The 23,370-nt window shown below is 37.1% G+C and carries 26 protein-coding genes and 2 pseudogenes; 13 read left to right on the forward strand and 15 right to left on the reverse strand.

Annotated elements, in window-relative coordinates:
- The 5 genes and pseudogenes from BGC7_RS01430 to BGC7_RS17545 form a co-directional block, all read right to left on the reverse strand.
- Positions 1-202: pseudogene (locus BGC7_RS01430) on the reverse strand (hypothetical protein); the annotation flags it as partial.
- Positions 199-615: a structural protein P5 gene (locus tag BGC7_RS01435; RefSeq protein ID WP_050699783.1), complete on the reverse strand. Its 417-nt coding sequence runs from the start codon at positions 613-615 to the stop codon at positions 199-201. The pseudogene BGC7_RS01430 and the gene BGC7_RS01435, both read right to left, overlap by 4 nt.
- Positions 584-1,057 (reverse strand): phage holin family protein, encoded by a 474-nt coding sequence (locus BGC7_RS01440; protein WP_050699784.1) that lies wholly within the window; start codon positions 1,055-1,057, stop codon positions 584-586. Before BGC7_RS01440 ends, BGC7_RS01435 begins: the two co-directional genes overlap by 32 nt.
- 49 nt (positions 1,058-1,106) lie before the next feature.
- A complete protein-coding gene (locus BGC7_RS01445) occupies positions 1,107-1,859 on the reverse strand; it encodes a hypothetical protein (protein ID WP_185112934.1) in 753 nt (250 codons plus the stop codon).
- 264 nt (positions 1,860-2,123) lie between these two features.
- Positions 2,124-2,312, reverse strand: a pseudogene (locus BGC7_RS17545) (tyrosine-type recombinase/integrase); the annotation flags it as partial.
- Between the two features lie 301 nt (positions 2,313-2,613).
- Between BGC7_RS17545 and BGC7_RS01450 the strand changes: the two are divergent.
- The 9 genes from BGC7_RS01450 to BGC7_RS01490 all read left to right on the forward strand — a co-directional run bounded on the left by BGC7_RS01450 (position 2,614) and on the right by BGC7_RS01490 (position 12,386).
- Positions 2,614-3,843 (forward strand): site-specific integrase, encoded by a 1,230-nt coding sequence (locus BGC7_RS01450; RefSeq protein ID WP_050699786.1) that lies wholly within the window; start codon positions 2,614-2,616, stop codon positions 3,841-3,843.
- Between the two features lie 52 nt (positions 3,844-3,895).
- Entirely contained in the window at positions 3,896-5,119 is a 1,224-nt protein-coding gene (locus BGC7_RS01455; RefSeq protein WP_050699787.1) for a site-specific integrase, read from the forward strand.
- A gap of 7 nt (positions 5,120-5,126) precedes the next feature.
- A complete protein-coding gene (locus BGC7_RS01460) occupies positions 5,127-5,501 on the forward strand; it encodes a helix-turn-helix domain-containing protein (protein WP_050699788.1) in 375 nt (124 codons plus the stop codon).
- A gap of 277 nt (positions 5,502-5,778) precedes the next feature.
- Complete coding sequence (locus BGC7_RS01465; protein ID WP_050699789.1) at positions 5,779-6,774, forward strand: CBASS cGAMP-activated phospholipase; 996 nt, start codon at positions 5,779-5,781, stop codon at positions 6,772-6,774.
- 6 nt (positions 6,775-6,780) lie between these two features.
- The gene (locus BGC7_RS01470) at positions 6,781-7,800 is read left to right on the forward strand and encodes a CBASS cGAMP synthase (RefSeq protein WP_050699790.1); all 1,020 of its coding nucleotides are present in this window, start codon (positions 6,781-6,783) and stop codon (positions 7,798-7,800) included.
- On the forward strand, positions 7,801-9,513 hold the full coding sequence (locus tag BGC7_RS01475; protein ID WP_050699791.1) for an E2/UBC family protein: 1,713 nt from the start codon (positions 7,801-7,803) through the stop codon (positions 9,511-9,513).
- A complete protein-coding gene (locus tag BGC7_RS01480) occupies positions 9,510-9,962 on the forward strand; it encodes a Mov34/MPN/PAD-1 family protein (protein WP_050699792.1) in 453 nt (150 codons plus the stop codon). Before BGC7_RS01475 ends, BGC7_RS01480 begins: the two co-directional genes overlap by 4 nt.
- Positions 9,963-10,143: 181 nt before the next feature.
- Positions 10,144-10,437 (forward strand): hypothetical protein, encoded by a 294-nt coding sequence (locus BGC7_RS01485; protein ID WP_050699793.1) that lies wholly within the window; start codon positions 10,144-10,146, stop codon positions 10,435-10,437.
- A gap of 35 nt (positions 10,438-10,472) precedes the next feature.
- Positions 10,473-12,386 carry a RagB/SusD family nutrient uptake outer membrane protein gene (locus BGC7_RS01490; RefSeq protein ID WP_050699794.1) on the forward strand — a complete coding sequence of 638 codons (1,914 nt, stop codon included), beginning with the start codon at positions 10,473-10,475 and terminating at the stop codon, positions 12,384-12,386.
- A 257-nt stretch (positions 12,387-12,643) separates the two neighbouring features.
- On the opposite strand, the gene BGC7_RS17800 is transcribed toward BGC7_RS01490, so the two are convergent.
- The 8 genes from BGC7_RS17800 to BGC7_RS01525 form a co-directional block, all read right to left on the reverse strand.
- On the reverse strand, positions 12,644-12,796 hold the full coding sequence (locus BGC7_RS17800) for a hypothetical protein (RefSeq protein WP_157258613.1): 153 nt from the start codon (positions 12,794-12,796) through the stop codon (positions 12,644-12,646).
- Between the two features lie 347 nt (positions 12,797-13,143).
- Positions 13,144-13,785: a nucleotidyl transferase AbiEii/AbiGii toxin family protein gene (locus tag BGC7_RS01495; protein WP_050699795.1), complete on the reverse strand. Its 642-nt coding sequence runs from the start codon at positions 13,783-13,785 to the stop codon at positions 13,144-13,146.
- An 8-nt stretch (positions 13,786-13,793) separates the two neighbouring features.
- Positions 13,794-14,120, reverse strand: coding sequence for a DUF6922 domain-containing protein (locus BGC7_RS01500; protein ID WP_006799146.1), 327 nt, complete (start codon positions 14,118-14,120; stop codon positions 13,794-13,796).
- Positions 14,121-14,432: 312 nt separating this feature from the next.
- On the reverse strand, positions 14,433-14,729 hold the full coding sequence (locus BGC7_RS01505; protein ID WP_050699796.1) for a helix-turn-helix domain-containing protein: 297 nt from the start codon (positions 14,727-14,729) through the stop codon (positions 14,433-14,435).
- On the reverse strand, positions 14,722-15,009 hold the full coding sequence (locus tag BGC7_RS01510) for a helix-turn-helix domain-containing protein (RefSeq protein ID WP_050699797.1): 288 nt from the start codon (positions 15,007-15,009) through the stop codon (positions 14,722-14,724). The genes BGC7_RS01505 and BGC7_RS01510 overlap by 8 nt, the downstream gene beginning before the upstream one ends.
- Positions 15,010-15,419: 410 nt before the next feature.
- Positions 15,420-16,010, reverse strand: a complete 591-nt coding sequence (locus BGC7_RS01515) for a hypothetical protein (protein ID WP_050699798.1) — start codon at positions 16,008-16,010, stop codon at positions 15,420-15,422.
- Positions 16,010-16,489: a DUF3408 domain-containing protein gene (locus BGC7_RS01520; RefSeq protein WP_050699799.1), complete on the reverse strand. Its 480-nt coding sequence runs from the start codon at positions 16,487-16,489 to the stop codon at positions 16,010-16,012. The genes BGC7_RS01515 and BGC7_RS01520 overlap by 1 nt, the downstream gene beginning before the upstream one ends.
- Positions 16,489-17,265 carry a ParA family protein gene (locus BGC7_RS01525; RefSeq protein WP_050699800.1) on the reverse strand — a complete coding sequence of 259 codons (777 nt, stop codon included), beginning with the start codon at positions 17,263-17,265 and terminating at the stop codon, positions 16,489-16,491. Before BGC7_RS01525 ends, BGC7_RS01520 begins: the two co-directional genes overlap by 1 nt.
- A gap of 645 nt (positions 17,266-17,910) precedes the next feature.
- Here BGC7_RS01525 and BGC7_RS17805 point away from each other — a divergent pair.
- The 4 genes from BGC7_RS17805 to BGC7_RS01540 all read left to right on the forward strand — a co-directional run bounded on the left by BGC7_RS17805 (position 17,911) and on the right by BGC7_RS01540 (position 20,084).
- Positions 17,911-18,105 (forward strand): hypothetical protein, encoded by a 195-nt coding sequence (locus BGC7_RS17805; RefSeq protein WP_157258614.1) that lies wholly within the window; start codon positions 17,911-17,913, stop codon positions 18,103-18,105.
- 97 nt (positions 18,106-18,202) lie between these two features.
- Positions 18,203-18,592 carry a plasmid mobilization protein gene (locus BGC7_RS01530; RefSeq protein WP_050699801.1) on the forward strand — a complete coding sequence of 130 codons (390 nt, stop codon included), beginning with the start codon at positions 18,203-18,205 and terminating at the stop codon, positions 18,590-18,592.
- Positions 18,558-19,499: a relaxase/mobilization nuclease domain-containing protein gene (locus tag BGC7_RS01535; protein WP_050699802.1), complete on the forward strand. Its 942-nt coding sequence runs from the start codon at positions 18,558-18,560 to the stop codon at positions 19,497-19,499. Before BGC7_RS01530 ends, BGC7_RS01535 begins: the two co-directional genes overlap by 35 nt.
- Before the next feature lie 33 nt (positions 19,500-19,532).
- A complete protein-coding gene (locus tag BGC7_RS01540; protein ID WP_050699803.1) occupies positions 19,533-20,084 on the forward strand; it encodes a hypothetical protein in 552 nt (183 codons plus the stop codon).
- Positions 20,085-20,228: 144 nt separating this feature from the next.
- On the opposite strand, the gene BGC7_RS01545 is transcribed toward BGC7_RS01540, so the two are convergent.
- Positions 20,229-21,086: a discoidin domain-containing protein gene (locus BGC7_RS01545; RefSeq protein ID WP_050699804.1), complete on the reverse strand. Its 858-nt coding sequence runs from the start codon at positions 21,084-21,086 to the stop codon at positions 20,229-20,231.
- A 33-nt stretch (positions 21,087-21,119) separates the two neighbouring features.
- Entirely contained in the window at positions 21,120-23,345 is a 2,226-nt protein-coding gene (locus tag BGC7_RS01550; protein WP_082206412.1) for a M60 family metallopeptidase, read from the reverse strand.
- Between the last annotated feature and the right edge of the window lie 25 nt (positions 23,346-23,370).

Below are 23,370 nucleotides of genomic sequence, written 5' to 3' on the forward strand. Positions count from 1 at the left end.
TGAAGATTGTATCTCCAATCTGATAGATGCGCACAAATTCTTTTTCAAAGATTGAATCCCGTATATATTTATCCCGCCATTCGGTTCTTATGCTTTCTACAGGTATATATTGAGGCTTACAGCTTGTAAAGAGCCATAGAATAAATAATAAGAATACCCCTATCAGAAGCATTTTTAATTCATTTTTTATTGTCTTATTCATTTTATCCTGTCTTGAAGTACAAACCCTCTTTTTACATCTGCCATATCTGCAATTACACCATTCTCCATTCGTGACATAGCAGCTACTATATTAATGTAATCTTCTGCTGAATACTCAGTCAGTATCTTATCTTTCAGTACGCCTGACCATTTCTCTACAGAGTTAATATATACCTGTGTATGGTTCTCTTGTGGCGGTGCCCACGCTTTTACTATCTTCTCTATAGTATTTCGTTGATACTTGGTCAGATAAGTATGCAGGGTAACAAACATGGCCCTATAGCCGTATGCCATCGACTGAAACTGTTTGAATCGCTTGTCTCTTGATGGGATTACTTCACCCTGAAACTTATCTTTATTAAGCTCGATATTGCCGGGGTTATTATTCAGATACCCTCTTGTCTGTGATTTCATTTTCTTTTTCTATTTGATGTTTTATTACCTCTGCTACTCCTTTGATAAGGTCTTCTTTATTCTCCAGTATTATAGATAAATCTTCGAGGCTCTTATTGAGCTTTCTCTTATCCTTATCGTGTGCTTTTTCGAGTATCGACTTACCCTCTATGAATATCAGAAATCCCGCAGCAATCAACGTCACAAAAGGGTTATCATAAAAGAACATTCCGATGCAGTCGAACATGAAAGCAAAAAGCATCATGGCGTAATAGAGGACAAACTTCGTAACTGTACGCCTCAGTCCGTAAGAAGTCCGGGCTTCGTTCCTCTCTTTTGCTTTACGCCATCCGCTAACAAGATCGGCAGTCATAGCAATAGCCACGATCAGCCACATAATACCCACTATGGCCAGATGAAAGCGTAATGAATCGTAATTCTCACTTAATAATGCCTGTATCATTTTCGTATATTCATTTTTATCTTAAAATATATATTCTGCGATATTTTATCTAACTCCAATCGTTATCATTACTTGGTCCACGAAGCCAGCCATATCCTATTTTTGAGTCATTACCTATTGGATTTCGTAAGCCGTTCACCTTTACGAAAGATGTGACAACACCTCCGTTTATTTCATGGTCTGCTCCATCGATGAAAATGTGAGTACTCAATAGGTCATTACTGTTCACAAGCGTAATCATCTTGGTTAGAGAGCCGCCTGTAAATGTATAGTTGTACTCGGTACTACCTGTTGTCTCTATAACAACCAGATCTACAGGAAATCCGGCTGCATCACCTGTGTTACCAAATAACGGAATATAGTAAACAGTTTTTCCATTATATATAACAGAGCTGAGATTTACGTTAACCGCCCCATCGGTACTTCCATTGACCAATAAGAAAGCCGTACTGTTATTTACATAAACAGTATTTGTCATTTGATGTCCGAAGCTTGCCCTGCACCAAATATTATTTGACATGAAGCGCCATGGTCTGCCGGAGGTATTAACCCCCAGATGTTGCATATCACCTACAAACGTCATTTTCTGTACCGAGCCATCGAAATTGATGTAACAATCTGTATTATTTCCGTCAGCATCAACAGCTGTTAATTTTTTAAAGCTGCCCTCCATAGCCTCTATGTTGGCATCTTTTAGTTTGATGTTTCCGTCTTTATTAAATGTGGCTTTACCTTTAGCAAAGAGTGCGGCTCCTGTCTCTCCATCTATTCTAGCAACTATTTCATTGTTCGAGTTTCGCATTTCAAGGGTAGCGTTCATTATCTCCAGTAGTCCGGCAACAACATTCCATGCCAGATAACGGCTTTGATCTCCTATTCAAGAATTAGATGCATATTTAAGTATTCATGGATTTAAAATTCTTAATAAATTCGATGGGTTCAAAGAAGAAATATTTGAAAACAAATTTGAGAAACAAATATTTGTATGCAAAAAGATGAATAGCCGCGAACAATAAATATTAATAGGATTACCTCATCTTACTGAAATAATCCTATTTATATGCAATTATTCAGACTGGACATTCTTATACCTTTCATTCACCTTACGCATATCTTTCAAAATACTTTTATCCAGCACGCGAGCATAGTGCCGGGTCATCTTCGTATCTGAATGCCCTAGCATTTTAGCCACATTTTCGAGACTAACTCCATTGGCAAGGCAAACAGAAGTGGCATAGGTATGGCGCGCTACGTGAATAATAATCGGTAAAGCGGTAATCAGCGAAACGCAGCGAATCAAACGTAACTCGTTTAATATGAATCAAATTACTCTAATCTGCTACTTTATTAAAAAGCAGGATATTGTAAAATATAGCAGTATTTCAGTTACCAATTCGTTACCACGATAGTTACCGAATTAAAACAGGTAACTTATTACATATCGGAGAAATATAGTTCGGGTTTGTTTGTTCTGATTCACAGCATTTTGCATAACAAAGAGCACTTATAAAACCGGTAACTTTGCCATGCGGCAAAGCCCATAAAATTATAGGTGTATGAAACAAGAAAAATTAAAGGTGTTGCTTTACCTGAAAAAAAGCAGTTTGGATAAATCAGGTAAAGCTCCCATCATGGGACGGATAACCATCGGACGATCTATGGCTCAGTTCAGCCTGAAATTATCCTGTACCCCCTCTTTATGGAATCCAAGAGAAAGCAGATTGGACGGAAAAAGCCGTGAAGCGGTGGAGGTTAATCAACGAATAGAAAAACTCCTGCTTGGTGTTCATTCTGCATTCGACAGCCTCATTGCCCGTAAGAAGCCTTTTGATGCGGAAGCCGTAAAAAATCTGTATCAGGGAAGTATGGGAGCACAAATAACCCTGCTTGCACTCCTTGACAGGCATATGGAAGAACTGCGTGACCGTATCGGCATCGATGTTGCCCCGACTACCTTAAGCGGGTATGTGTACACCTATCGGTCATTAGGCAAATTCATCAAAAAGAAGTTCAAGACCAAAGATATCGCTTTCGGGCAGTTGAACGAGCTGTTCATCCGGGAGTATCAGGACTTCGTTCTTCTCGAACAGGGCTATTCAATGGATACAGTCCGTCATTATCTGGCCATCCTGAAAAAGATCTGTAAGATTGCCTTCAAAGAAGGGTATTCCGAAAAACTTCATTTCGCCCATTACAAACTGCCTAAACAAAAAGAATCTACACCAAAAGCATTAAGCAGGGAGAGTTTTGAAAAGATACGGGACTTGGAGATTGCTGCCAACCGTCATTCGCATCTGCTTACCCGAGACTTGTTCCTCTTCGCTTGCTATACAGGTACTTCTTATGCAGATGTTGTTCGCATAACGGAAGATAATCTTTATACTGATGAAGAAGATAATCTTTGGCTTAAATACCGCAGGAAGAAAACCGATTTCCAAGCCCGTGTCAAACTATTGCCCGAAGCTATTGCTCTGCTTGAAAAATATAAGGATGAGAATAGAGATACCCTGTTTCCTATACAGTCTGCAGAAGTGGTACAACTCAACATGCGAGGATTACGTATTATGGCGGATATTAAACAGCCGATCTCCTATCATTCAGGAAGACATAGCTTTGCCAGTTTAATTACGCTCGAAGAGGGAGTTCCTATAGAAACCATCAGCCGCATGCTCGGGCACAGTAACATTAAAACAACTCAGGTCTATGCCCGTGTTACTCCCAAAAAGCTTTTCGAGGATATGGACAAGTTTATCGAAGCAACCAGCAATTTGAAATTAATCCTATAACCGGAATATGAGTTAATAACAATATGAATCTAACATTTAAAAATATATCATTATGCGAAGTACATTCAGAATATTATTCTATATCAATAAAAACAAAGTAAAAGCAGACGGTACCACAGCTATTCTGTGCCGGATCAGTATAGACGGAAAACAAAGCGTTATCACAACAGGTATCTATTGCAGCCCTGAAGATTGGAATGCCAGAAAAAGTACCATCAAAATAGAAAGAGAAAATAATAAGCTGATAGCCTATCGTAACCGTATAGAGAACACCTACAATCATATATTGAGAGAACAGGGAGTTATCAGCGCGGAACTATTAAAAAACACCATCATTGGGGTTAACTCTATCCCCACCACGTTACTACAGGCAGGCGAAGTGGAGCGTGAACGTCTGCGGCTTCGCTCCATCGAAATAAACTCTACGACAAGCTACCGCCAATCGGGAATATCACAACGGAACCTGAAAGAGTTCCTATGTTCCAAAGGTATGAAAGACATTTCTTTCTCGGATATTACCGAGGAGTTCGGCGAATCGTTCAAACTCTTTCTGAAAACCGTAGGGGAACGCAGGGCAGGCTATATCAATAAATGTATCACCTGGCTGAACAGGCTTATATACATCGCTATCGATCAGGAAGTATTAAGAAGTAATCCGTTGGAAGAGGTGAGGTACGAGAAGAAAGAACCTCCCAAGCATAAACACATCGGTAAAGATGATTTACAGCGACTGCTGGAAACTCCCATGCCTGAAGAACGGTTGGAACTGGTACGCAGGGCTTTTATTTTTTCAACAGTAACAGGGTTGGCTTATGTAGATATATACGGATTGTATCCACACCATATAGGAAAAACAGCGGAAGGTAGATTGTATATTCGTAAACGTAGGGTAAAAACAAATGTAGAGGCATTTATCCCCCTGCATCCGATAGCGGAGCAAATTCTTCTGTTATACAATATCGAAGATGACAGTAAGCCTGTATTCCCTTTGCCTGTCCGTGATAAGATCTGGTACGAGATCAATCAGATAGGAACATTAATCAATCTGAAAGAAAATCTCTCCTACCACCAAAGCAGGCACAGCTTCGGAACCTTGTTGCTCTCGGCAGGAGTTTCGATAGAGAGCGTTGCCAAAATGATGGGACATGCAAATATCAATACGACTCAGGTATATGCACAGATTACAGAGCAGAAAATATCGCAAGATATGGATAAGCTAATCAAACGAAGAAAAATAGCGCAAAACACAGCAGTTCAAACCTCAATAATAATATAAGCCTACCATGAAGAGAGAAATAAGAGAAGTAATTACAATGAGCGATAATGGAATAGTAACTGTTCCAAACAACGTAAGAATGAATATCGGGGAAATAGCCAATTTATTTGGTATTTACTACCGGACGGCAAAACGGTATATCCGTGTCATTGAGAAATCGGGTATTGTGAATGGTGATTACTCCATGTGCTGTACAGTCGAGGGACAAAAAGTCTATCCGGAGTATTATGGGTTGGAGATGGTTATTGCTCTTGCTTTCCATATCCAGTCTCCACAGGCTATAGTTTTTAGAAAGTACTTGGTAAAGATAATCAACACACATTCGCTTATTATACAACTCACGGATAAAATTCAGAAAATAGATAATTACCTTCTAAATTAAATAATGTATTTTTCAAATACAAAGCCAGGCCATTAATTATTGGAAGCCCGCCTTTGTCTATATTTTGTATCTATATTGGCCAATATCATATATGTTTATAATAAATAATATATAACAAATTACAGGTTGACCGTTTTTTTTATTAAAAACAGAGTCCCTTTTAATATTTATAATCCTATAAAAATAAGAAATATTACTTTATTAAATGAATGTTGATGATTTCTATTGTTATATTTATTTCATTTCTATATCTTTACGAAAGGCTAACACATAAGGAATGGAGCAACAAAAAAAAGTTTTTAAAATCCTCTCAATAGATGGAGGTGGTATAAAAGGACTGTATTCGTCAACGATACTCGAAAGATTTGAGGAGAAATATAATTGTTTAACTTCTGATCATTTTGATTTACTCTGTGGAACTTCTACCGGTGGGTTAATTGCTCTTGCTTTATCATTGAAAGTACCGGCTAAAACTATATCTTCTTTTTACTTTGATAAAGGACCGACAATTTTCTCAAAAAGGAGATTCAGCCTTCTAAGACAACTTTTTTATGGTGGAAAATATTCGGAAGTCAATCTGAAAAAATATCTTGAAGAAATATTTGAAGATAAGCTATTGGGCGAAAGTCATAATCTTCTCTGTATACCAGCATTCAACTTAACAGACTCCAGCACATGTGTTTTCAAATTTGATCATAAAGAAGGAGATTATGGAAGGGACAACAAGATAAAATATGTTGATATTGCTCTTGCCACATCGGCTGCACCAACGTATTTTCCTCTTTGCCACATATCGAACTTGGAAAAACAATATGTTGACGGGGGATTGTGGGCTAACAATCCGGCTTTGGTTGGTTTAACAGAAGCCATAGCGCATTTTGTCGGTCCAAAAAAGGATTATAATTCTGTTGAGCTGTTATCTATAGGCAGCTTAGAGATAAAAAAGGGTAAACCGATATATAGTAACAGATATAGGTCAGCAGCTCGATGGAGAGCCGATCTCATTAGTCCCTTTTTTGTAGGACAGGCTTTATTTACTCACAATACTCTTAACTTTCTTCAGAATCATAGCGATATAGAACTCGATTATCACAGAATACCCAGTACAATCATATGTAAAGAGCAAGAAAAACTTATTGGGATGGACGTTGTTTCTGAAAAAGCCTTGAGATTTATAAAAGGCCAGGGGCTGTCTCAAGCAGATGATTGGTACCGGAAAGATTCGATAAAAAGGATGTTCACTACAAAAAAAACATATATCATAAATTTATAAAAGCTTATGGCAAATAATCATGAACAATTCATTGCATTTGATGATACAATTGCTCTTTCACAGACAAAAGAAGATGAACTAAAAAAGAATAGGAAGGCTTTACGGGAAAAAATACGGAAATATTTTAAAGATAATAAGTCTGATGAAATACAGCCGAAATTTAATAGTCAAGGATCTTTTGTTATGAAAACAACAGTTAACCCAATTCCCAAATGGTCAGACGAAGATAAAAAGAACTTGTATAAATATGATATTGATGATGGGATTTACTTTATGGGAAATGAAGAGCCCGCTGATAGATACGAAGAACAAACATACCATAACTGGATATATGATGCAGTTGCTGACCATACTAGCAAAGGAGCTCAGGATCGGACAACATGTGTTCGCGTTCTATATGCAGATGGTCACCATATTGATTTGCCAATATATTATAAAAGAAAAGATATTAAAAATAGTATACCCGAATTAGCTCACACATCGAAAGAATGGCTCGACAGTGATCCTGAAGAATTCTATAAATGGTTTAATACAAAGGCAGATTCGAATAAGCAATTAAGACGGGTTGTACGATACTTTAAAGCTTGGGCTGACTATAAAAATACAATGTCCTCTACAAAAATGCCCCCCGGGTTTATATTAACAATCTTGGTTACTAATAATATTTCTTATAATGGAAGGGATGATATTGCGATGAAAGAGACATTGATTAACATTCAAAATAAAATAGATGATTCTAAAGGGGGCATTTTTAAATGTTACCGACCGACGACACCTAGCAATGAAGATTTATTTGCAGGTTATAGTGATACAAGAAAAAATAACTTTCTTAACAATCTGGATAGTTTTGTTAAATCAGCCAGTCAGGCTATAGAAAATACAAATCAAAAGGAGGGTTGCCTGAAATGGCAGAAACATTTTGGAGAGCGTTTTTCCTGCTCTACAGCCAAAGATAAAGATGAGCAGTCTAATCTTAAAACATATTCATCTCCGGCAATAATAAATCAAAATGCTAAAAGTGCATAAATGGTGTATACTGTTTTAGAATCAGCTTTCACTGAGTTGAGTAAATCTGAATCTATTATAAGGGATTTCAAAGACTTAAAGAAGGGATATATAGAGAAGTGGGAATTTAATACTGAGATACAAGTGAATAGTTTCCTTGTTGAGGTTTCTTTTTACATGTATTTCAAAGAATCTTTTCCTCTCTCCATTCCTAAAATTTATGTAACGGAAGATTCTTATAATAAATTAAAATATATACCACATTTAGATAGTGACAGGTCTATTTGCATATTTGAAGAAGATACCTTGATTTTAGATCCAGATAACCCCAAAGGCATTATTTTAATTTGCTTGAGGCGAATAAAGAAAATTATTCAGGAGGGGTTGGAAGGGAGCAATAGTGATGATTTCAGAAATGAAATAAAAGCATATTGGGTTCAACAATATAGCGAAGAACCAGAAGTCAAAATTCTCAGCTACTTGAATTTGCTAAGTATTTATCCGACAGAGACATGTTTGATTAAACTAAATAAGCTTGAACCTCACTATAGAGGTTTTAGCTATATTTTATCGGATGAGGCAAAGGTATCTTCCCTATTCTTAGAGTTCTTTAGAGTTAAGGGCTATAAATTGAAAGAACAGGAAGCCTTATTTTTAAGCGATTATAAATTAGAAGAGCAACCTCCATATTCCATAAAGAACAAAGATTTACAGACAAAGATAAGCTGTGAATCATTCCCCTTATTTCGGAAATATATAAACCAATCTTTACCAATAAGTAAATATATTTTCTTTCGTAATGGAGAACATATATTAGGATGGGTACATACGGCTTTTAATACAAAAAGAAATGGCTTTCGCCCCGGTACGCTAAATAATTGGAAGATATTTACAAATTTTCAAAAGAATGATTATGTAAATAGGATATATGTTAATACATATAATAATGATAGGATTGAAAAACGCACAGCTGGAATTATTCAGCCTAAATTAAAGTTTCTGATTGCCGGACTAGGGAGTGTCGGGTCGAATCTGATATATTTCTTAAATGCAGTGAATTATCCCGATTATAAATTAATTGATGAGGATATCTTGACAATTGAAAATATCGGTAGGCACCTTTTAGGTATCGATTCTATAAACGCTCCTAAAACTGAAGGAATAAAAAAGTATATCAAGAATACTCGTCCCGATCAAAGTGTGGAAATAAAAACGACTAAGTTAGAGACAGTTTTACTGCATCATATTGAATTTGTCAATGATAACGACTACGCATTTATTGCCATCGGGAATCAAAACATAGAAAATTATTTACTAAAACTTATAAATACAGGTGAGATTACTGTACCTGTATTTATTCTCTGGGTTGAACCATATTTATTGGGAGGGCACTGTCTTTATATTCATCCTGAAAATAAAATAACAGAAAATTGCATTTTTGAAAATTATATTTATCTATTTAATGTAATAAGTTCAAGCGAATATAGAGCAAATAATCCATTATTATCTAAAAATGAAGCTGGTTGCCAAACATCTTATTCTCCTTATTCCCAGAATGACCTTGTTTTGTTTTTGTCGGAAATATACAAAGAGATAAATAGCATAATAAAACGTACTAGTAAAGAAAGCGTTGTTATTAGGTGGACAGGAAATACGCTAATTGCAGATGAACTGAATATATCGTTAAATAGGAATATAGGTAAATCATATAGTTATCAAATCACTAAGTTATGACTCAGATAATTGAAAGAGGAAAATACAAAGTACATGTTCCAGAAAACGTTATCTCCATTCTAAATATGTATAAACAGGATAAAAACCATAAGAAAGAAGCAGGTGGAATAATATTGGGCTCTGTATCAAATGACTATAATATATACATCTCTAAACTGTCATTACCTTCTGTTTTTGATAAAAATAACCGATATTCATTTGAACGGGATAAAAAGGTTGCACAAATATTAATTAACTATGAGTTTCACAACTCGAAAGGTAGAACTATATATCTAGGAGAGTGGCATACTCATCCAGAAAAATATCCGATACCGTCAAAAGTAGATATTGATATGATACAAGAGCAATATAAAGAAAATCACATAAATGATGAATTCTTAATACTATTTATAGGTGGTCTTGAAGGGTTTTATTTAAGTATATATGATGGACATACATTGATGAGTTGATGTGGTATAAATACTGTTCTTTTGGATCTATACAGAGATACAAAAAACTGCCTGGTGATATAATTAAGAAGGTAATGTGGTAAAAAAAACATACATTTGCAATATCAGAAGGATTATAATTTTGATCTTGATTTAATATCTAATATATAAATACGAATACAAACAGATTACAATTAATTATATGTTTATACAAACAGACTTTAATATAAGCAAGTGTTTTGAAAATTTAGGGTTCAAGAGAATTAAAAAGGACACTTGCCACCATGTAGAAAAAGATAATATTTCGATCTTCTATTATAAACATGATAAACTATCTATAAATACAGGGGGAGGTATGGATATGCAGGTGTTCAAGGGAAGTGAATTAATCTATCATGGGCTTACTCCAACCTCTGAAGAATCTTTGCTGCTTTTATTGGATTTACTTTTCCCATCTTCAGATTTAATAAAAAAGATAGAGATGGCTTTCGACTGATATAAGAATTTTTTTATTCAAAATAAAAATATAACATGAAAAAAACTTTACTATTCTCATTCCTTATTGTACTCATACCTCTTTTATGTTTTATATCATGCAGCAATGATGATAGCCAAGAAAATGTAAACATTGGCAGTATTAAGGGGTTGGTTGAAAAGGGGCCTTTTGTTTCAGGATCTTCTGTCAGTATCTATGAACTGGATAATAATCTAAATGCAACAGGGCGTGTATTTGAAGCTAAAACAGATAATGAAGGAGCTTTCTCGATAACGACATCGACATCTTTAGTCTCTAAATATATTAAGTTGTCTGTAACCGGATTTTACTTTAATGAATACACCGGTCGTTTATCTGATGCTCCGGTTTCTCTGGAGGCGATAAGTTCTATTGATAATGTAGATAAAGCAAATGTCAATGTCAATACTCTAACGCATTTAGAAATGCCGCGTGTTATAAATCTCGTATCTTCGGGCAAAAGTTTTCAAGAGGCAAAACAGCAAGCACAAAAAGAACTATTGAATGCTTTTCTAATAACCAATCAACTAATGATCCCGGAGGAGACCAGTATAACAGCCAATAATACATCTGCAAATATATTGATAGCAATTTCTTCTATTCTATTAAATGAGAGGAGTGACGCTCAATTTACTGAATTTATGAGTACATTGAGGAATGATCTTTCTGATGGAACAATAACTCAAGACACTAAAAATAAAATTGCAGAATCAAGCCTTAAACTAAGTTATTCCAATATCAAAGATAATATCAAGAAAAGATATGACGAATTAGGTAAAACTGTTGAAATTGGAAATTTCGAGTTATTTATTGATGGTGATGGTGACGGGCAAATTGGTGATACATACGAGGAAAATAAACCGAATGATGTTATCACAACGGAGGATGTCTTTACGTCAGAGCAAATGGTGAAACAATTCTGTACTGCCTCTGTAGCTCAATTATATACATTTATCCAAAACCAATACTTATTCGACGGGGTATATACAAATACCGTTAGTAGCGATAATCTTAACCGTTATTACGAATTAAAGTCAATTTACGAGCATAATCTCACATCATATATGGCTTTACCTAGTGACTTGTGGAGTTCTACTTATAAAGCGATAAGATATGATAATACACTTATAGAAAAATCAGGTGAAACTAATTTAGATTGGTTCAAAAAATATCAATATTATTCGAGAGTTTTCCGGGCATATAAATATTTAAATATGGTAACTCTATGGGGTGATGTGCCTTTAGTTACATCTTCAAATATTATAGACAACCCTTATTTCGCTCGCGCTCCGCAAAAAGAGATCTTGAATTTTGTTATTAATGAGCTTGAAAGTGCCTATCAGAATTTACCGGAGAGCAGCTATCAATTTGAATGTTCTAAATATTTTGCAAAAGCGGTTCAGGCAAGAGCATTTTTACAAAATGAAGAATACAATAGAGCTTTGGAAGCCGTCAATATTATAATTAATAGTGGCAAGTTCTCATTAAGCAATGATATTAATTCTATATATGCAGGGAACAATAAAGAAAATATTTTTGAATTGCCAAATTCAAATGACTATTCAAGTATCCCTTATCGTGATTTAATTAAAAAAGGAGATAATATAGCTGTTTGCCGTTATTCCGATATTTTATTGATGGCATCCGAAGCAAATCTTAAATTAGGTAATGCGAATCAAGCTATTATTTATCTAAATCAAGTTCGTAATAGAAATGGACGTACCTCAATCAATAGTTCATCTAATATAGAAGATGCTTTAATAAATGAGTGGAAAGAAGACTTGAAAAATGAGGGCCTGTATTTTTATGCATTGAAACGCTTTGATAAAGCTAAACAAGTATTAGATATTTCGGAAAATAAACTTTTGTTACCAATTCCGATATCGGAAATGAATGCTAATCCTAAAATGACGCAAAACCCGGGATACTAAGATTAGTATATCTGAAAGGAGCTTCTGTCATAAGGGGTTAATTATATAAAAGACATGCCAGTGTTTATTTGCTTGTTTTGCATCCATAAAGAAAGAAAGAAAGAAACAAACAAGCAAAATACCACAAATGGTTCTGAGCTTTTTCCTATGCAGGAGACGGCTAGTTTCACTCTGATATAGTAGAAGTATCTATTTCAGAAGAGCGAGGTGCCAAATAATTTCTGTTTCCCTTTTAGCATACCCTTTTACCCGACAGATTATGCTTCGCACCATATCCCTTTGGCGAAAATACATGGATAAGCCAAGCGGTCAAATTCAGGCTCTACGAGTTTAGCAGAAAATACTACACCCTGCGTTATCACTCCGGTATAGTATTTCCTGCTAAAAATTTGACGCTTAACTTTCCTCATCTGTGGAGCCAAAGGGACATAGCATGCGAAGCCGACATCCGACGCATAGGATACAGGGCCGGCTTAAGGTCAACTCAATAAAATACAAAAGAGAGGGGAACAAAAGCTGCTCCCCTCTTCCTCTGCATAAGACCGGATTGTCATAATACTCCTTTTCTCGTCCTACTGCCCTCCCTTACGGTAGTTCTCCTCCAATAGCTTCTGTATGTCTGATTCTCTCTACAGGGACTTACTGCCTACCTGTATTTAGAGAAAAAAGCTATGTGTTTATAAGCTTTTTCTTACAGTCAGATACAGCCCTTTGAAATTATACAGATTGAGGATTTTTATCTATTTATGCGAACAACTCATCTTATGCCCCTGCTCTTTCTTCTGGGAATTTGAACCCGTTCCTCTTTTTGTGCTTTATTCAACACATCAAAACGCTTGTTTTCTTCCTTGGTCATAGCTGACAAACGGATGGTAATATCCTCCCAGTTGAAGTCCTTACCTAAAAGGTCTATCTTTTCCGTAAAACGGATATCATCATAATAACTAAGACCTTTGGCTGCGCGATAGGGGTTTGTCTGCGGATATTTTGTTCCGAATGCCGTCAGCATTTCTTTTAGCGATAAATACCCCGATAAATAAGCCACATCGATAAAGTCTTTCAACCGGGTACCATTGTCGGCAATAGCCGATAGTTTCATCGCTGCAATATCCTTCAGACTGTATAAGCGTATACCATCATCCTCTATTCTAGCTTCTACATCCGGATAATCGTGGCGGATGAAATCCAGTTTGACACCCTTAACTTCACCTTTCAGGCTGAGTCCTTCGCGAAAGTCACCTCTGAAAGCATATTTATCCTGTAAATATTTTTCAAGCCATGAGGGATTGAATTCTTCTACGGTAAATAAATCAAGGTCGATGCTTTTTCGGTGTCCGATAAGCAATGACAAAGCAGTACCTCCGGCCAATGAGAATTGATCGAATACGGTATCACTCATAATAGATTTTAAGAGTTCATAAGTGCCTGTCTCGACTGTTTGCGTATGTAACATTTGAGATCCTCCTTCTTTAAGTTAAAAGCGGTACAAACAAAAGCAATATCTTTATCGGAAAGGATCAATACTTCATCCCGTATGATTCGTCTGACTCCATCCATTCCCCCGTAAAGAGCGAACAAGGCATAATAATCTTCATCCCAGCCCCTTTCTATAACACGCTCTACTACCAGAGCCCTCATATATTGCCAGTCAAAACTGCAAAGGTCATATTCCCACAATAAACTGTGCCTTACCTTTGGCTGGTGTTTGATTTGTTCTTTCCAGTCAGACCACATAATGCATTTTTTTATTTGTTAGAACAAAAATAAGTATTTCTATCCGAATGGGGTCTATTATAAAGAGTTAATTGCTATTGTCATGCTGCTTCTATTCATGATTAAACAAAATTGATTAAATAATGATTCTCTTATTTATCCGTCCACGAATGAACAGCAAGCCGGTAAAACGCCAAAGCCGAAGCCCTAAAGGGTTTTCCTGAACAGGAAAAGCTTTGTCTTATTTACCATTGCCTGGCTGTATGGTAAAAGTTACCGGATGAAAAAGAAAAAAATAGTTGGGTTTGGGCTAGCTTAGTCCACATCTGAAGTTCACTGCCATCCTTTACGGTAGTTTTCCTCCAATAGCTTTTGTATATCACTTTCCAGGTACAGCACCTTACCGCCCAACTGAATATAGGGTATCTTGCCTGTGGTCCGATAATCCTGTAATGTCCTTCGGCTAACCTTCAGCCTGTCCGATACTTCAGGATCGCTCAGAAAACGTTCCCCGTTCAGGGTTGGTTTACATCCTGCCAGTGCTGTTTCTATTTTGTCCAACACCCTGTCCAATGAACCGAAGAACCGTTTTATACGATCATTCTCTTTTGTCATAATTTGGTTACTCATACCTCTTTGATTTTAATTTGTTAATAACTGCTTCCACATCTTCAGGTTTGTAGAATATTTTATGGTTTATCTGGGTAAAAGACAGTGTTCCGTTATCCCGGTAAGTCTGAAGGGTACGCTTGGAGATATTCAGTATCCGGCACACGTCCTGGTTATCCAACCAGCGGTGCAGGCTCTTATCCTGATGATCCCCGCACAGTTTTTCCACCCTGTCACAAAAAGCCTCGAAACGGCTCATCATCGCCTCGAAGGTTTGCGCTTCCATGTTTATTACTTCCATATACGTTACTTTTTATAATGAATAATTTCGTTTACAATCGCAATATATACCACTAAATAGCAAGTTTTTCCCCTGTGGCACCATTTGTCGCTATTTGTCGTCATTTGTCACCTTTGAAAAGACTGTCTCGTCCTTGAATAGGTTGACAGGTTCAAATGACAACTAAAAATGAAATAAGACAACTTGTCTCGTCCAAGTAGACGGACAAAGAAAGAGTTAATTGTGGGAAGTTTTGGGCACGGCCTCCTGCACTGTATAGAATGGCGCTGATTTGGAAGCGTATGGCGTCGGTACTCTGTGATTTTCGTTCTCCATAAGATAAAAGCAGCCTGCGGAAATGAATCCGTAGGCTGCTTTTATTGCCTGTCCGATCTTATATATCTCTACATCTATACCTTGCCCGAATATGCCTATTCCCTTATAAACTTGCGGTATGCCTCATTTTTGACCGACTCATAAGGTGTGTTGCCCTCTACCTTGTCCAGAGCCAGCAGGATGCGTTCCTGAGCACGGGGGATACGGGTGATCAGTTGTTCGAAGAATTCCGTATTGCATAGCTTGAAGGCTGTCTCGATCGAAGTTCTCTTGCCTTCATCCCCAACTTCTTTACCCGTAGCCAGCTCTCCCATTGTTTCCAGGTCATCCCATATCACCCCGGAATCTCCCTGATCCATCATCCGTGCCCGGGAAATAGCAGCAACAAGGTTCTTATGCATCAATTCTTCCAAGAGTTCTTTGCTGACAAGCGAACGGGCTACACTCACACGCAAATCATAACTGCTTTCTTCCATATAAAGCGAGGCTTTACTTAATTTCTGTGCTATAAAGCCGAGTGCTATTTTAGACAACCTTAGCATTTGTTCTTTTATTGCTTTATATATATCCAATACCATGCTGCGGTGCATATCCACAAATGCCCTTCGATGCGATGGACTGATCAGAAACAAGCTGATCCATAGCCACAGGTTTATGGCTATAAGTATTTTTATCAATGTCTCCATTACTCTGTAGGGTTAAGATTGTTTGTACGGTAAATAGTGTCTATATCCTCTTTAAAGGTCTCCAGATGATGCTGAATGATATTTTCCACATAGCTGCTGATGGTAGCTTTGGATTCGTCCATCAGGTGGACAATACGCATCAGGCGGCGATGGGTAGCAGCCGTAATATAGAGTGGTTTGCGGTGGGTAAAATCCACCCGTACAAAGAATGCCTCCTGATAGTCATCCTGGGTTTTACGTTTTCTTTTTGCGGGAGCTTTGGATAATGGGAGTTCTGTTGAGATTGTTGTTATCGATGCAGGTGTATTATCCTGTTCTGGCTCACTCTTTGCCGTATCTGAATCATCTGGTATAATATCAGTAGGCTCTGTTTCTTTCTCTTCCTGCTCTGTTTTATGTACAGGCTGATTCGGATCAATACCGTTATGTACCAATTTGAGCAGATCATCGTATTTATTTGCTGTTTTTTTTGTTGCCATTATATTCGGGGTTTTAAGTGAATAATATCCAGTAGCTCATCGATCAGCATATCCAAATTGCTGCCTTTGACCAGGTTCTTATCAGCAGGGAATATGGTGGAGAGAAAGACGGCATCGCTGCCCTCCAGAGATTGCTCCTTGTCATAGCGGACGGATTGGGGAATGGCTGTCTGCATCAGGGATAAACCGAACTCCCGGATAACGCCTTGGTAATGGGTGAGCCATTCTTTTTTGATCCGTCCGTCGATACGGTTCCAGAATAAGTGGATGGATTTCAGGTTTATATCCGTATGTTCCTGTATCAATTCACTGGCGGGGATAATAAACGAAAGGGTGCTTTCCATCGAGAGACGGGAAGCAGACATGGGAACAAAGACATAATCCATCCCCATAAAGGTAGCAATCACCCCTTCGTTATTAATTGTTCCGGGCAAATCAAAAAAGACGACATCATAACCGGCAGCCTCTTTTGATAAAAATTCTTCCGCTCTGGATATAGCTTCTTCCGGTTTAGAGCAGACAACCGGATAAGTCTGTTTACCCAGTGATTCGAATAGGGTAATAGCTTTGGATTGGTAGTGCAGGTTGGTTTCCAGTTGACGGATCTCCCGTTTGCGCATGTCATGGACGCTACACTGTGGGTAGTCACAGTCCATCACGGCAACATTCAGCCCTTTTTGGTAATGCAGGTAACTTGCTGCCAGGATTGTGAATGTACTTTTGCCTACTCCTCCCTTTTGGGTGGAGAAAGCGATAAATAAAGGTTTTTGTTTCATACGAATTGACAGTTTTAAAATTAGACATAGTGTAAGTGTGAACGTTTTCAGTTTTTATATCCTGATTAAAAGTTATATCGATAGTTAGACAATTTTATATTTATCTTATTTTCAAGAAAATATTAAATCAAGAAAAATTGAAAATTTGTCTTCAAATAACCAATTTATCAAGTTTGATAATTATCAGTTTACCAAAATTGAAAGGCTATTTTAAAAGCAGCAAATCATAAAAACGACAGATTTTCCAACTTTACTATTTTATCGATAAGTTAATATCAATCAATTTTGCTATCGGTAAAAACTGCCTATTTTAAGTTTATCAAGCTTTCAGGGGACGAATATATAACAACTTGTCGATCACTGCATAATACCGGATTCTATTGCATGAAATGGCCTTGTTTTGCACTAAAATGATGATGGTACCATCGGTTGGTTTGATTTAAGAGAGAGAATTTAATTTTTTGTACGCGGTCATTTTCCTCAATTATAGGATTGGCAAATCTCAGCAGTTTGCACCGGTATTTTTATGCCTGAAATGGTAATATATAGCGAGTTTCCGCAGAATAATCCGATTGGGGTAAAGTATTGTATTCCAGGGAATATTATTATTTAATTCGTGGTCTGTATCATTAAAAAGACAGACTTATGAAAAGTAAAAAAGCAGTACTAGCGGTTTCTTATCCAAACCGTATTTTTAAGAATGATGTAACAATTAAATGTCCGGGCTATATGGTTTTATGTTCCGGAGGGTGTTTAACGGTTGCCGCCAATTCAAAAAATAAAGAGACTACCACCTCTTTATTTTTTTCTCGTCGTCAAAGGAGCGAGGTTATGTTTTGATTGCATCAAAACCCTCGCTTTGGCTTATCAGCCAAAGGGGAAATTGCTCCCGTTGGTCGACAATTCCAGTAAAAACGATTTAAAAACTATATCGTAATTGAATCAGGACAATCAAGATAAGCGAAAAGGAGGACGCCCGAAGAAGAGCTCCGTTACTCGTAAAGACAAGACCATTGCGGTCTGCTTTTCCGAGCCGGAACTCTATGCTATCCGGCATCGGGCAGCCAAAGCCAATCTTCCGCTTAGTGTTTATTGTCATGATGCTATCCTGAACGGTGAAATAAAAGAACCACTCAAAAAAGAAGAACTGGATATGCTTCGAAGCCTCTCCAACATGGGAAATAATCTAAATCAATTCGTAAAAACAGCCAAGTTTTTGAGCGCAAAACGGCTCGAAAATATGGCTATTCCATTACTGGAATCGATACAAAATATCATAAACAAGCTTTCGAATGATTGGAAAAATAGTAAAAGGAAGAAGCTTTAAGGGGTGTATTTCATATGTTTTGGCTGATAAAGATGCTAATATTTTAGCGAGTGAAGGTGTCTTGGAAACCGATGTTAAATCCATTATCAACAGCTTTTATATGCAAAGTTTGCTCAATCCGAACCTCTCGAAATGTGTGGGACATATTCCGTTGGCATTCTCTCCTGATGACAAAGAGCGGATGACGGATCAGTTTATGGAACGCTTAGCAAAAGAATATATGAAATTGATGGGCATAGAGAATACACAATATATCATCGTTCGCCATAGCAATACTTCTCACCCACATTGCCATATTGTATTTAACCGAGTGGACAACGATGGCAAGACTATTACTGACAGGAACGACCAATATCGTAACGAAAAGGTATGCAAGCAGTTGAAGAACAAGTATAATCTGACTTATGGAAAAGGTAAGGATAAAGTGAATGTTCTGAAACTAAAAGGAGCGGAGGAGACTAAATACGAAATTTACCATGCGATTAAATATATACTTTCTAAAGCCCAAAATTGGCGACAGTTTGAAGAAGCCCTGAAGCAGAAAGGTATATCCATAGAATACAAGCGTAAAGGACAAACAGATGAAGTACAGGGGATTTCATTCAAAAAAGGAGAGCATTCGTTCAAAGGTTCGGATGTGGATAGAAAATTTAGCTACTCCAAGCTGGATCGACAGCTAACTGAGAATAGCTATTCTCATGAACAGCTACAATATGAACAACAGCGAGTAACCCCACCGAAAGAGGCAGGAGCCAGCTTAATAGAAAATGCTGTTTCTGGAGTAGCTGATGCAGTATCATCTATAGGTGGTTTATTTGATATGCAACCGTCTAATTACGATATGAACGAAGCGGAAGCCTTGTTGCGGAAAAAGAAAAAGAGGAAAATCAAGAGACCAAGACTTTAAAATAAATTATTAACAACTTAAAAATAGAAAAATATGGCACAGTCAGTATCAAACGATGCACTTTGGGAAAAACTTTCAGAGGTCGATAAGAAATTGGAACGTCTTTTCAATACACAAAAACCATCCAATTTAGATAATGAGCAGGCAATCATCAAGCCTGATTTTCAGAAAGAAAGAGACGAAATTGTATCTAAATTAGAGAGGTACATTCAAGGCTTGGGGACACATTGTGATTCTCATTTCAATGTTATTCATAAAGATATTGAGCAGTTAGAAAAGGATACGGAAGGAGTATATAAGATACTCTCTTGTCTGTCAGCTATACTGAAGGAAACCGGGGAACAGTCTGGAACAAAGCAGGATGATGGAAAGTCCTACCTGAATTTCAAATTATTCAAACTGCGGAAATCGTCTTTGGTGATTGCTATTCTTGGTTTGCTGGTGTTTATTCTGACATTGTTTTGTATGAAGCAACAGAATGATTATGTGTTACTGTTGGACGAAAATTATAAACGGAATATGGCTATGCCAGCTGTACAGGCAGAAACAGATAGTCTAGAAACCGTTTGTAAACGGAACAAATAGAAAATCTCTACCAATGTTTTCCCCCAATAAATAATCAGTCTTAATTTAACTATGTTTTTTATCTTTGCCATCAACATTACTCTTCGAATAACCTCTGGTGCGAAGCGTACACAGTTCACACCAGAAATTAGTATTTTTCAAAGTTTATTTAAAAGCCTTTCCAAAAGCATACACTTCCGCAACTTGAGCTACATTTCGCCTTGATTCCTCAACAACGTATTTAATATAACGCCCTCTCACCTTTGTTGTTACTTTAGATCCAAAAGAATTGAGATATAAACCTGTGACAGATTCTTTTTCGGGTTGAGTATGAGGCAAACTTATTTGCGCAATTTTAGTCATACCTTCATTAGATATAGTAGCACTAGGGTCGTTACCAACCCAAACAGAAACTTCACGCGCATCCCAGTTTGCAGCATCAGTACGACGGCAGATTGCCACAGAGTCCAACTCCGTAGTATAACCCATATCTATCAACACCCACTGGGGCATTTTGCTCATCAGGTCTTTATCCCCTTCGTGTGAGTCACTGTAGCCTGTATGCCAGATACTGGTTGTATTCCCATCTAGTATTTGATAAGGATCGTCTCCAGAAACCCATGTAGTAGCAAAAATCACTTTCCAATCATTTATTCTGTCAATGTCAGTCTCTTGTGGACCCGTTTGGGTTATCGTGACTTCTTTTCGCTTATCACCTTTACTGATAGTCAGGTTTGTGGTTCGTGTCCCAGCTGGTTCGTCAAATGAAGATACAGTTATCTCTATTACATTATTCTCTATTTTATAGGTGCACCATGTGTCGGCAACAACACCATCTACGGTAAATTCTCCGGCATTGGTAACAATAACAACTTTTTGACTACTTTTCTTTGAATTAAAGAACATCTCTTTAGGTCTTATACTCAAAAAAAGGTAATCCTCCTCAAAAAGAGTCCCCTTATCATCGGAACAACCACTTAGCATAAGTGAAGCCAACATCATGAAAATTATTTTCTTTATCATAGTCTTCTATTTTTTATTGAACTTACAAATGAGTTATTTGAAATCGTTTATTGTTTTATCTGTAATTCTGGAAAAATCTTTGGTAGGTTTAGGGTATTTTTTTTCTGCAATATATTTTTTACAATCATCGATCATTTTCGGCGTAACAGTAAACCTTACCACTCCATAATCGTCAATATTCATATCAATTGGAGTCAGGAATCCTGATTTTTCGAAGAAATCAGTCAAATCGAGTTGAGCTACATCGCTACAGATCTTCACAAACTCAATCTGGCATTGTCCATCTGTTTCGGGATTAGGATTGTTTCTTATTGTTTCAAAAACCTTAGGATAAAAATCGTTCTTGCCCAATACATTATGTATATACAATTTTAGTTGCCAGAATGGAACAAGCTTAACCAGGACATCATCTTCTACATTTCTAGCATTATGAGGCTCCCCGTCTATGGCAAATCTCTGATATGCATCTGCATATGAGTTTTTTCTTGACAAGCGCGTTTCTACACCAAACTGCTCTACAATAAATTGAGAGAAAATATTGTTCGTAACTTCTCCCATTCCTATCCACTTCAGTCCGGGACGGGTTTGGTTTATATGGCCGATTTCATGAGCCGGTCCCCACCAACTGTCGAAATTAGCAGGATCCTGATTCACATTAAGAATCATACTTTGAGTGGTAAAATTATAGCCTGTGTGGTATGAGCCTGCATACATATAGCTATTAGGAACTCCTAAAAGGTACATTCTGTTTTTGAATTCTCTGTTTGTTCCAAAAACACCCATAAACTCTTGTTGAAGTCTGACTAAATCATCATACTTATTAATAAGGGCCAAACCATCAGGTGTGTATTGCCTGTAGGCTTCTGTTTGAAATGTCATATGGGCATATTTACCAACCAAATCGAACATCAGAAAAGTTGCTTTATTCAACAAAGTAGCCCAATCTTCTTTTTTATGTTTTTGACTATCGAAATATCCGTTAACTATACCTGATACAAAATTTAACTTGACAGCAGGTTCTGTACCGGTATCAGTTTGATACAGAACATATACCAACCCATCCAGATCTGCCTTAATTATATTAAGTCCGTCTTGCAGGAAGTAAGAGCTTCCACCCATAGCTACCTGTGGATTACTAATAATAATATTAACATTTTTGCTTTCAATTCCTTCAGCCATTATAATCAGATCTTTACCCTTCTGAGCATAAATTCCTGTAGGATTATCCCTAAGGCTATATTTAGCCGTTTTATTGGCTGCTGCCTGAATATCAGGGTGTATCCAAGACTTATACTCCTGTACCCTGAATTCTTTCCGGTCAATTCTGTTTTCAAGTATATCCAAAGCCAGATTACGATAGAATTCCAGAGGAACTTCATCTATTTTGGAACGATTCATTTCGGCTTTGAGTTCGCTACACGATCTGTCTGTAAATACGGTTAACAAGTCAAATTCAGCAGGAACCTTCTGGTAAAATTCCATTTCGGCACAGGAAACAAAGCCTCCTTCACCGCTATTGATCACAAACCGAATCGATTTAGGTTTTTCTATTGAGGTTGTAAAGTTGATTCTGGAGACAGAGGATGTACCTTTAAAGTCGTAAGAGCCGTGTTTTACAAACTCAGGATTCGATTCGGTAGAAACAAATAAATCAAACTCTTTGAAGTTTCCATTTACACCTGTTACCCTTGGTTTATAAAGGATATAATCCATTGTTGATATATTCTCAAAATTGTATGTGAGTGTAATCGGTAATCCTGTTTTATCCCATTTGGAATGATACATTGTAGTCATATCCCCATCAAATGTTTCATTGATGCCTGAATCGTCTGATTGTTGGGATGAAGCTGTTCCGTTCTTAACCGTTAACTTAGTGTCATTCCCCAATTGATTTATACTAGATGCGAAACTATATTGTGTTATCTCGAAAGTAGTAGTAGCATCTCCTCCCCCTTTAAGACGGACTGTCATTTTTCGGTCTTGGTCTGTATTATTGTCTTCTGTAGCAATCGTCAATTTCCCGTTAGCATAACTAAATGTTGCCCAGTCGGCTTGAGACGGCGATGTTGCCGTAATATTCTGTACATTGGTATTCACATCCAAAATACGAGTTTCTCCTTTGATGGGAAAGGTATAGCTATGTTCGGCAAGTTCAATATAACTCTTTGTAACATTATCATCATCACTGCATGCAATGAGGCCCATACAAAGTCCAAAGAGAATAATTATGCTTAAAATGAATTCGAATGTCTTTTTCATAGTTTTTATTTTTTATAATTCCATA

Origin of the sequence: Dysgonomonas sp. BGC7, assembly GCF_001261735.1 — a bacterium.
Taxonomy (GTDB): Bacteria; Bacteroidota; Bacteroidia; order Bacteroidales; family Dysgonomonadaceae; genus Dysgonomonas.

Bases quoted from the DNA above. Each gene is read 5' to 3' on its own strand.
- BGC7_RS01525 (WP_050699800.1), bottom strand. From the start codon at position 17,265: ATGAAACAAAAACCTTTATTTATCGCTTTCTCCACCCAAAAGGGAGGA.
- BGC7_RS01460 (WP_050699788.1), top strand. From the start codon at position 5,127: ATGAAGAGAGAAATAAGAGAAGTAATTACAATGAGCGATAATGGAATA.
- BGC7_RS01540 (WP_050699803.1), top strand. From the start codon at position 19,533: ATGGCACAGTCAGTATCAAACGATGCACTTTGGGAAAAACTTTCAGAG.
- BGC7_RS01545 (WP_050699804.1), bottom strand. From the start codon at position 21,086: ATGATAAAGAAAATAATTTTCATGATGTTGGCTTCACTTATGCTAAGT.
- BGC7_RS01500 (WP_006799146.1), bottom strand. From the start codon at position 14,120: ATGTGGTCTGACTGGAAAGAACAAATCAAACACCAGCCAAAGGTAAGG.
- BGC7_RS01440 (WP_050699784.1), bottom strand. From the start codon at position 1,057: ATGATACAGGCATTATTAAGTGAGAATTACGATTCATTACGCTTTCAT.
- BGC7_RS01485 (WP_050699793.1), top strand. From the start codon at position 10,144: ATGTTTATACAAACAGACTTTAATATAAGCAAGTGTTTTGAAAATTTA.
- BGC7_RS01465 (WP_050699789.1), top strand. From the start codon at position 5,779: ATGGAGCAACAAAAAAAAGTTTTTAAAATCCTCTCAATAGATGGAGGT.
- BGC7_RS01435 (WP_050699783.1), bottom strand. From the start codon at position 615: ATGAAATCACAGACAAGAGGGTATCTGAATAATAACCCCGGCAATATC.
- BGC7_RS01455 (WP_050699787.1), top strand. From the start codon at position 3,896: ATGCGAAGTACATTCAGAATATTATTCTATATCAATAAAAACAAAGTA.
- BGC7_RS01550 (WP_082206412.1), bottom strand. From the start codon at position 23,345: ATGAAAAAGACATTCGAATTCATTTTAAGCATAATTATTCTCTTTGGA.
- BGC7_RS01470 (WP_050699790.1), top strand. From the start codon at position 6,781: ATGGCAAATAATCATGAACAATTCATTGCATTTGATGATACAATTGCT.
- BGC7_RS01495 (WP_050699795.1), bottom strand. From the start codon at position 13,785: ATGAGTGATACCGTATTCGATCAATTCTCATTGGCCGGAGGTACTGCT.
- BGC7_RS01520 (WP_050699799.1), bottom strand. From the start codon at position 16,489: ATGGCAACAAAAAAAACAGCAAATAAATACGATGATCTGCTCAAATTG.
- BGC7_RS01475 (WP_050699791.1), top strand. From the start codon at position 7,801: ATGGTGTATACTGTTTTAGAATCAGCTTTCACTGAGTTGAGTAAATCT.
- BGC7_RS01505 (WP_050699796.1), bottom strand. From the start codon at position 14,729: ATGAGTAACCAAATTATGACAAAAGAGAATGATCGTATAAAACGGTTC.
- BGC7_RS01445 (WP_185112934.1), bottom strand. From the start codon at position 1,859: ATGCGAAACTCGAACAATGAAATAGTTGCTAGAATAGATGGAGAGACA.
- BGC7_RS01535 (WP_050699802.1), top strand. From the start codon at position 18,558: ATGATTGGAAAAATAGTAAAAGGAAGAAGCTTTAAGGGGTGTATTTCA.
- BGC7_RS01450 (WP_050699786.1), top strand. From the start codon at position 2,614: ATGAAACAAGAAAAATTAAAGGTGTTGCTTTACCTGAAAAAAAGCAGT.
- BGC7_RS01490 (WP_050699794.1), top strand. From the start codon at position 10,473: ATGAAAAAAACTTTACTATTCTCATTCCTTATTGTACTCATACCTCTT.
- BGC7_RS01480 (WP_050699792.1), top strand. From the start codon at position 9,510: ATGACTCAGATAATTGAAAGAGGAAAATACAAAGTACATGTTCCAGAA.
- BGC7_RS01515 (WP_050699798.1), bottom strand. From the start codon at position 16,010: ATGGAGACATTGATAAAAATACTTATAGCCATAAACCTGTGGCTATGG.
- BGC7_RS01510 (WP_050699797.1), bottom strand. From the start codon at position 15,009: ATGGAAGTAATAAACATGGAAGCGCAAACCTTCGAGGCGATGATGAGC.
- BGC7_RS17805 (WP_157258614.1), top strand. From the start codon at position 17,911: ATGAAAAGTAAAAAAGCAGTACTAGCGGTTTCTTATCCAAACCGTATT.
- BGC7_RS17800 (WP_157258613.1), bottom strand. From the start codon at position 12,796: ATGAGGAAAGTTAAGCGTCAAATTTTTAGCAGGAAATACTATACCGGA.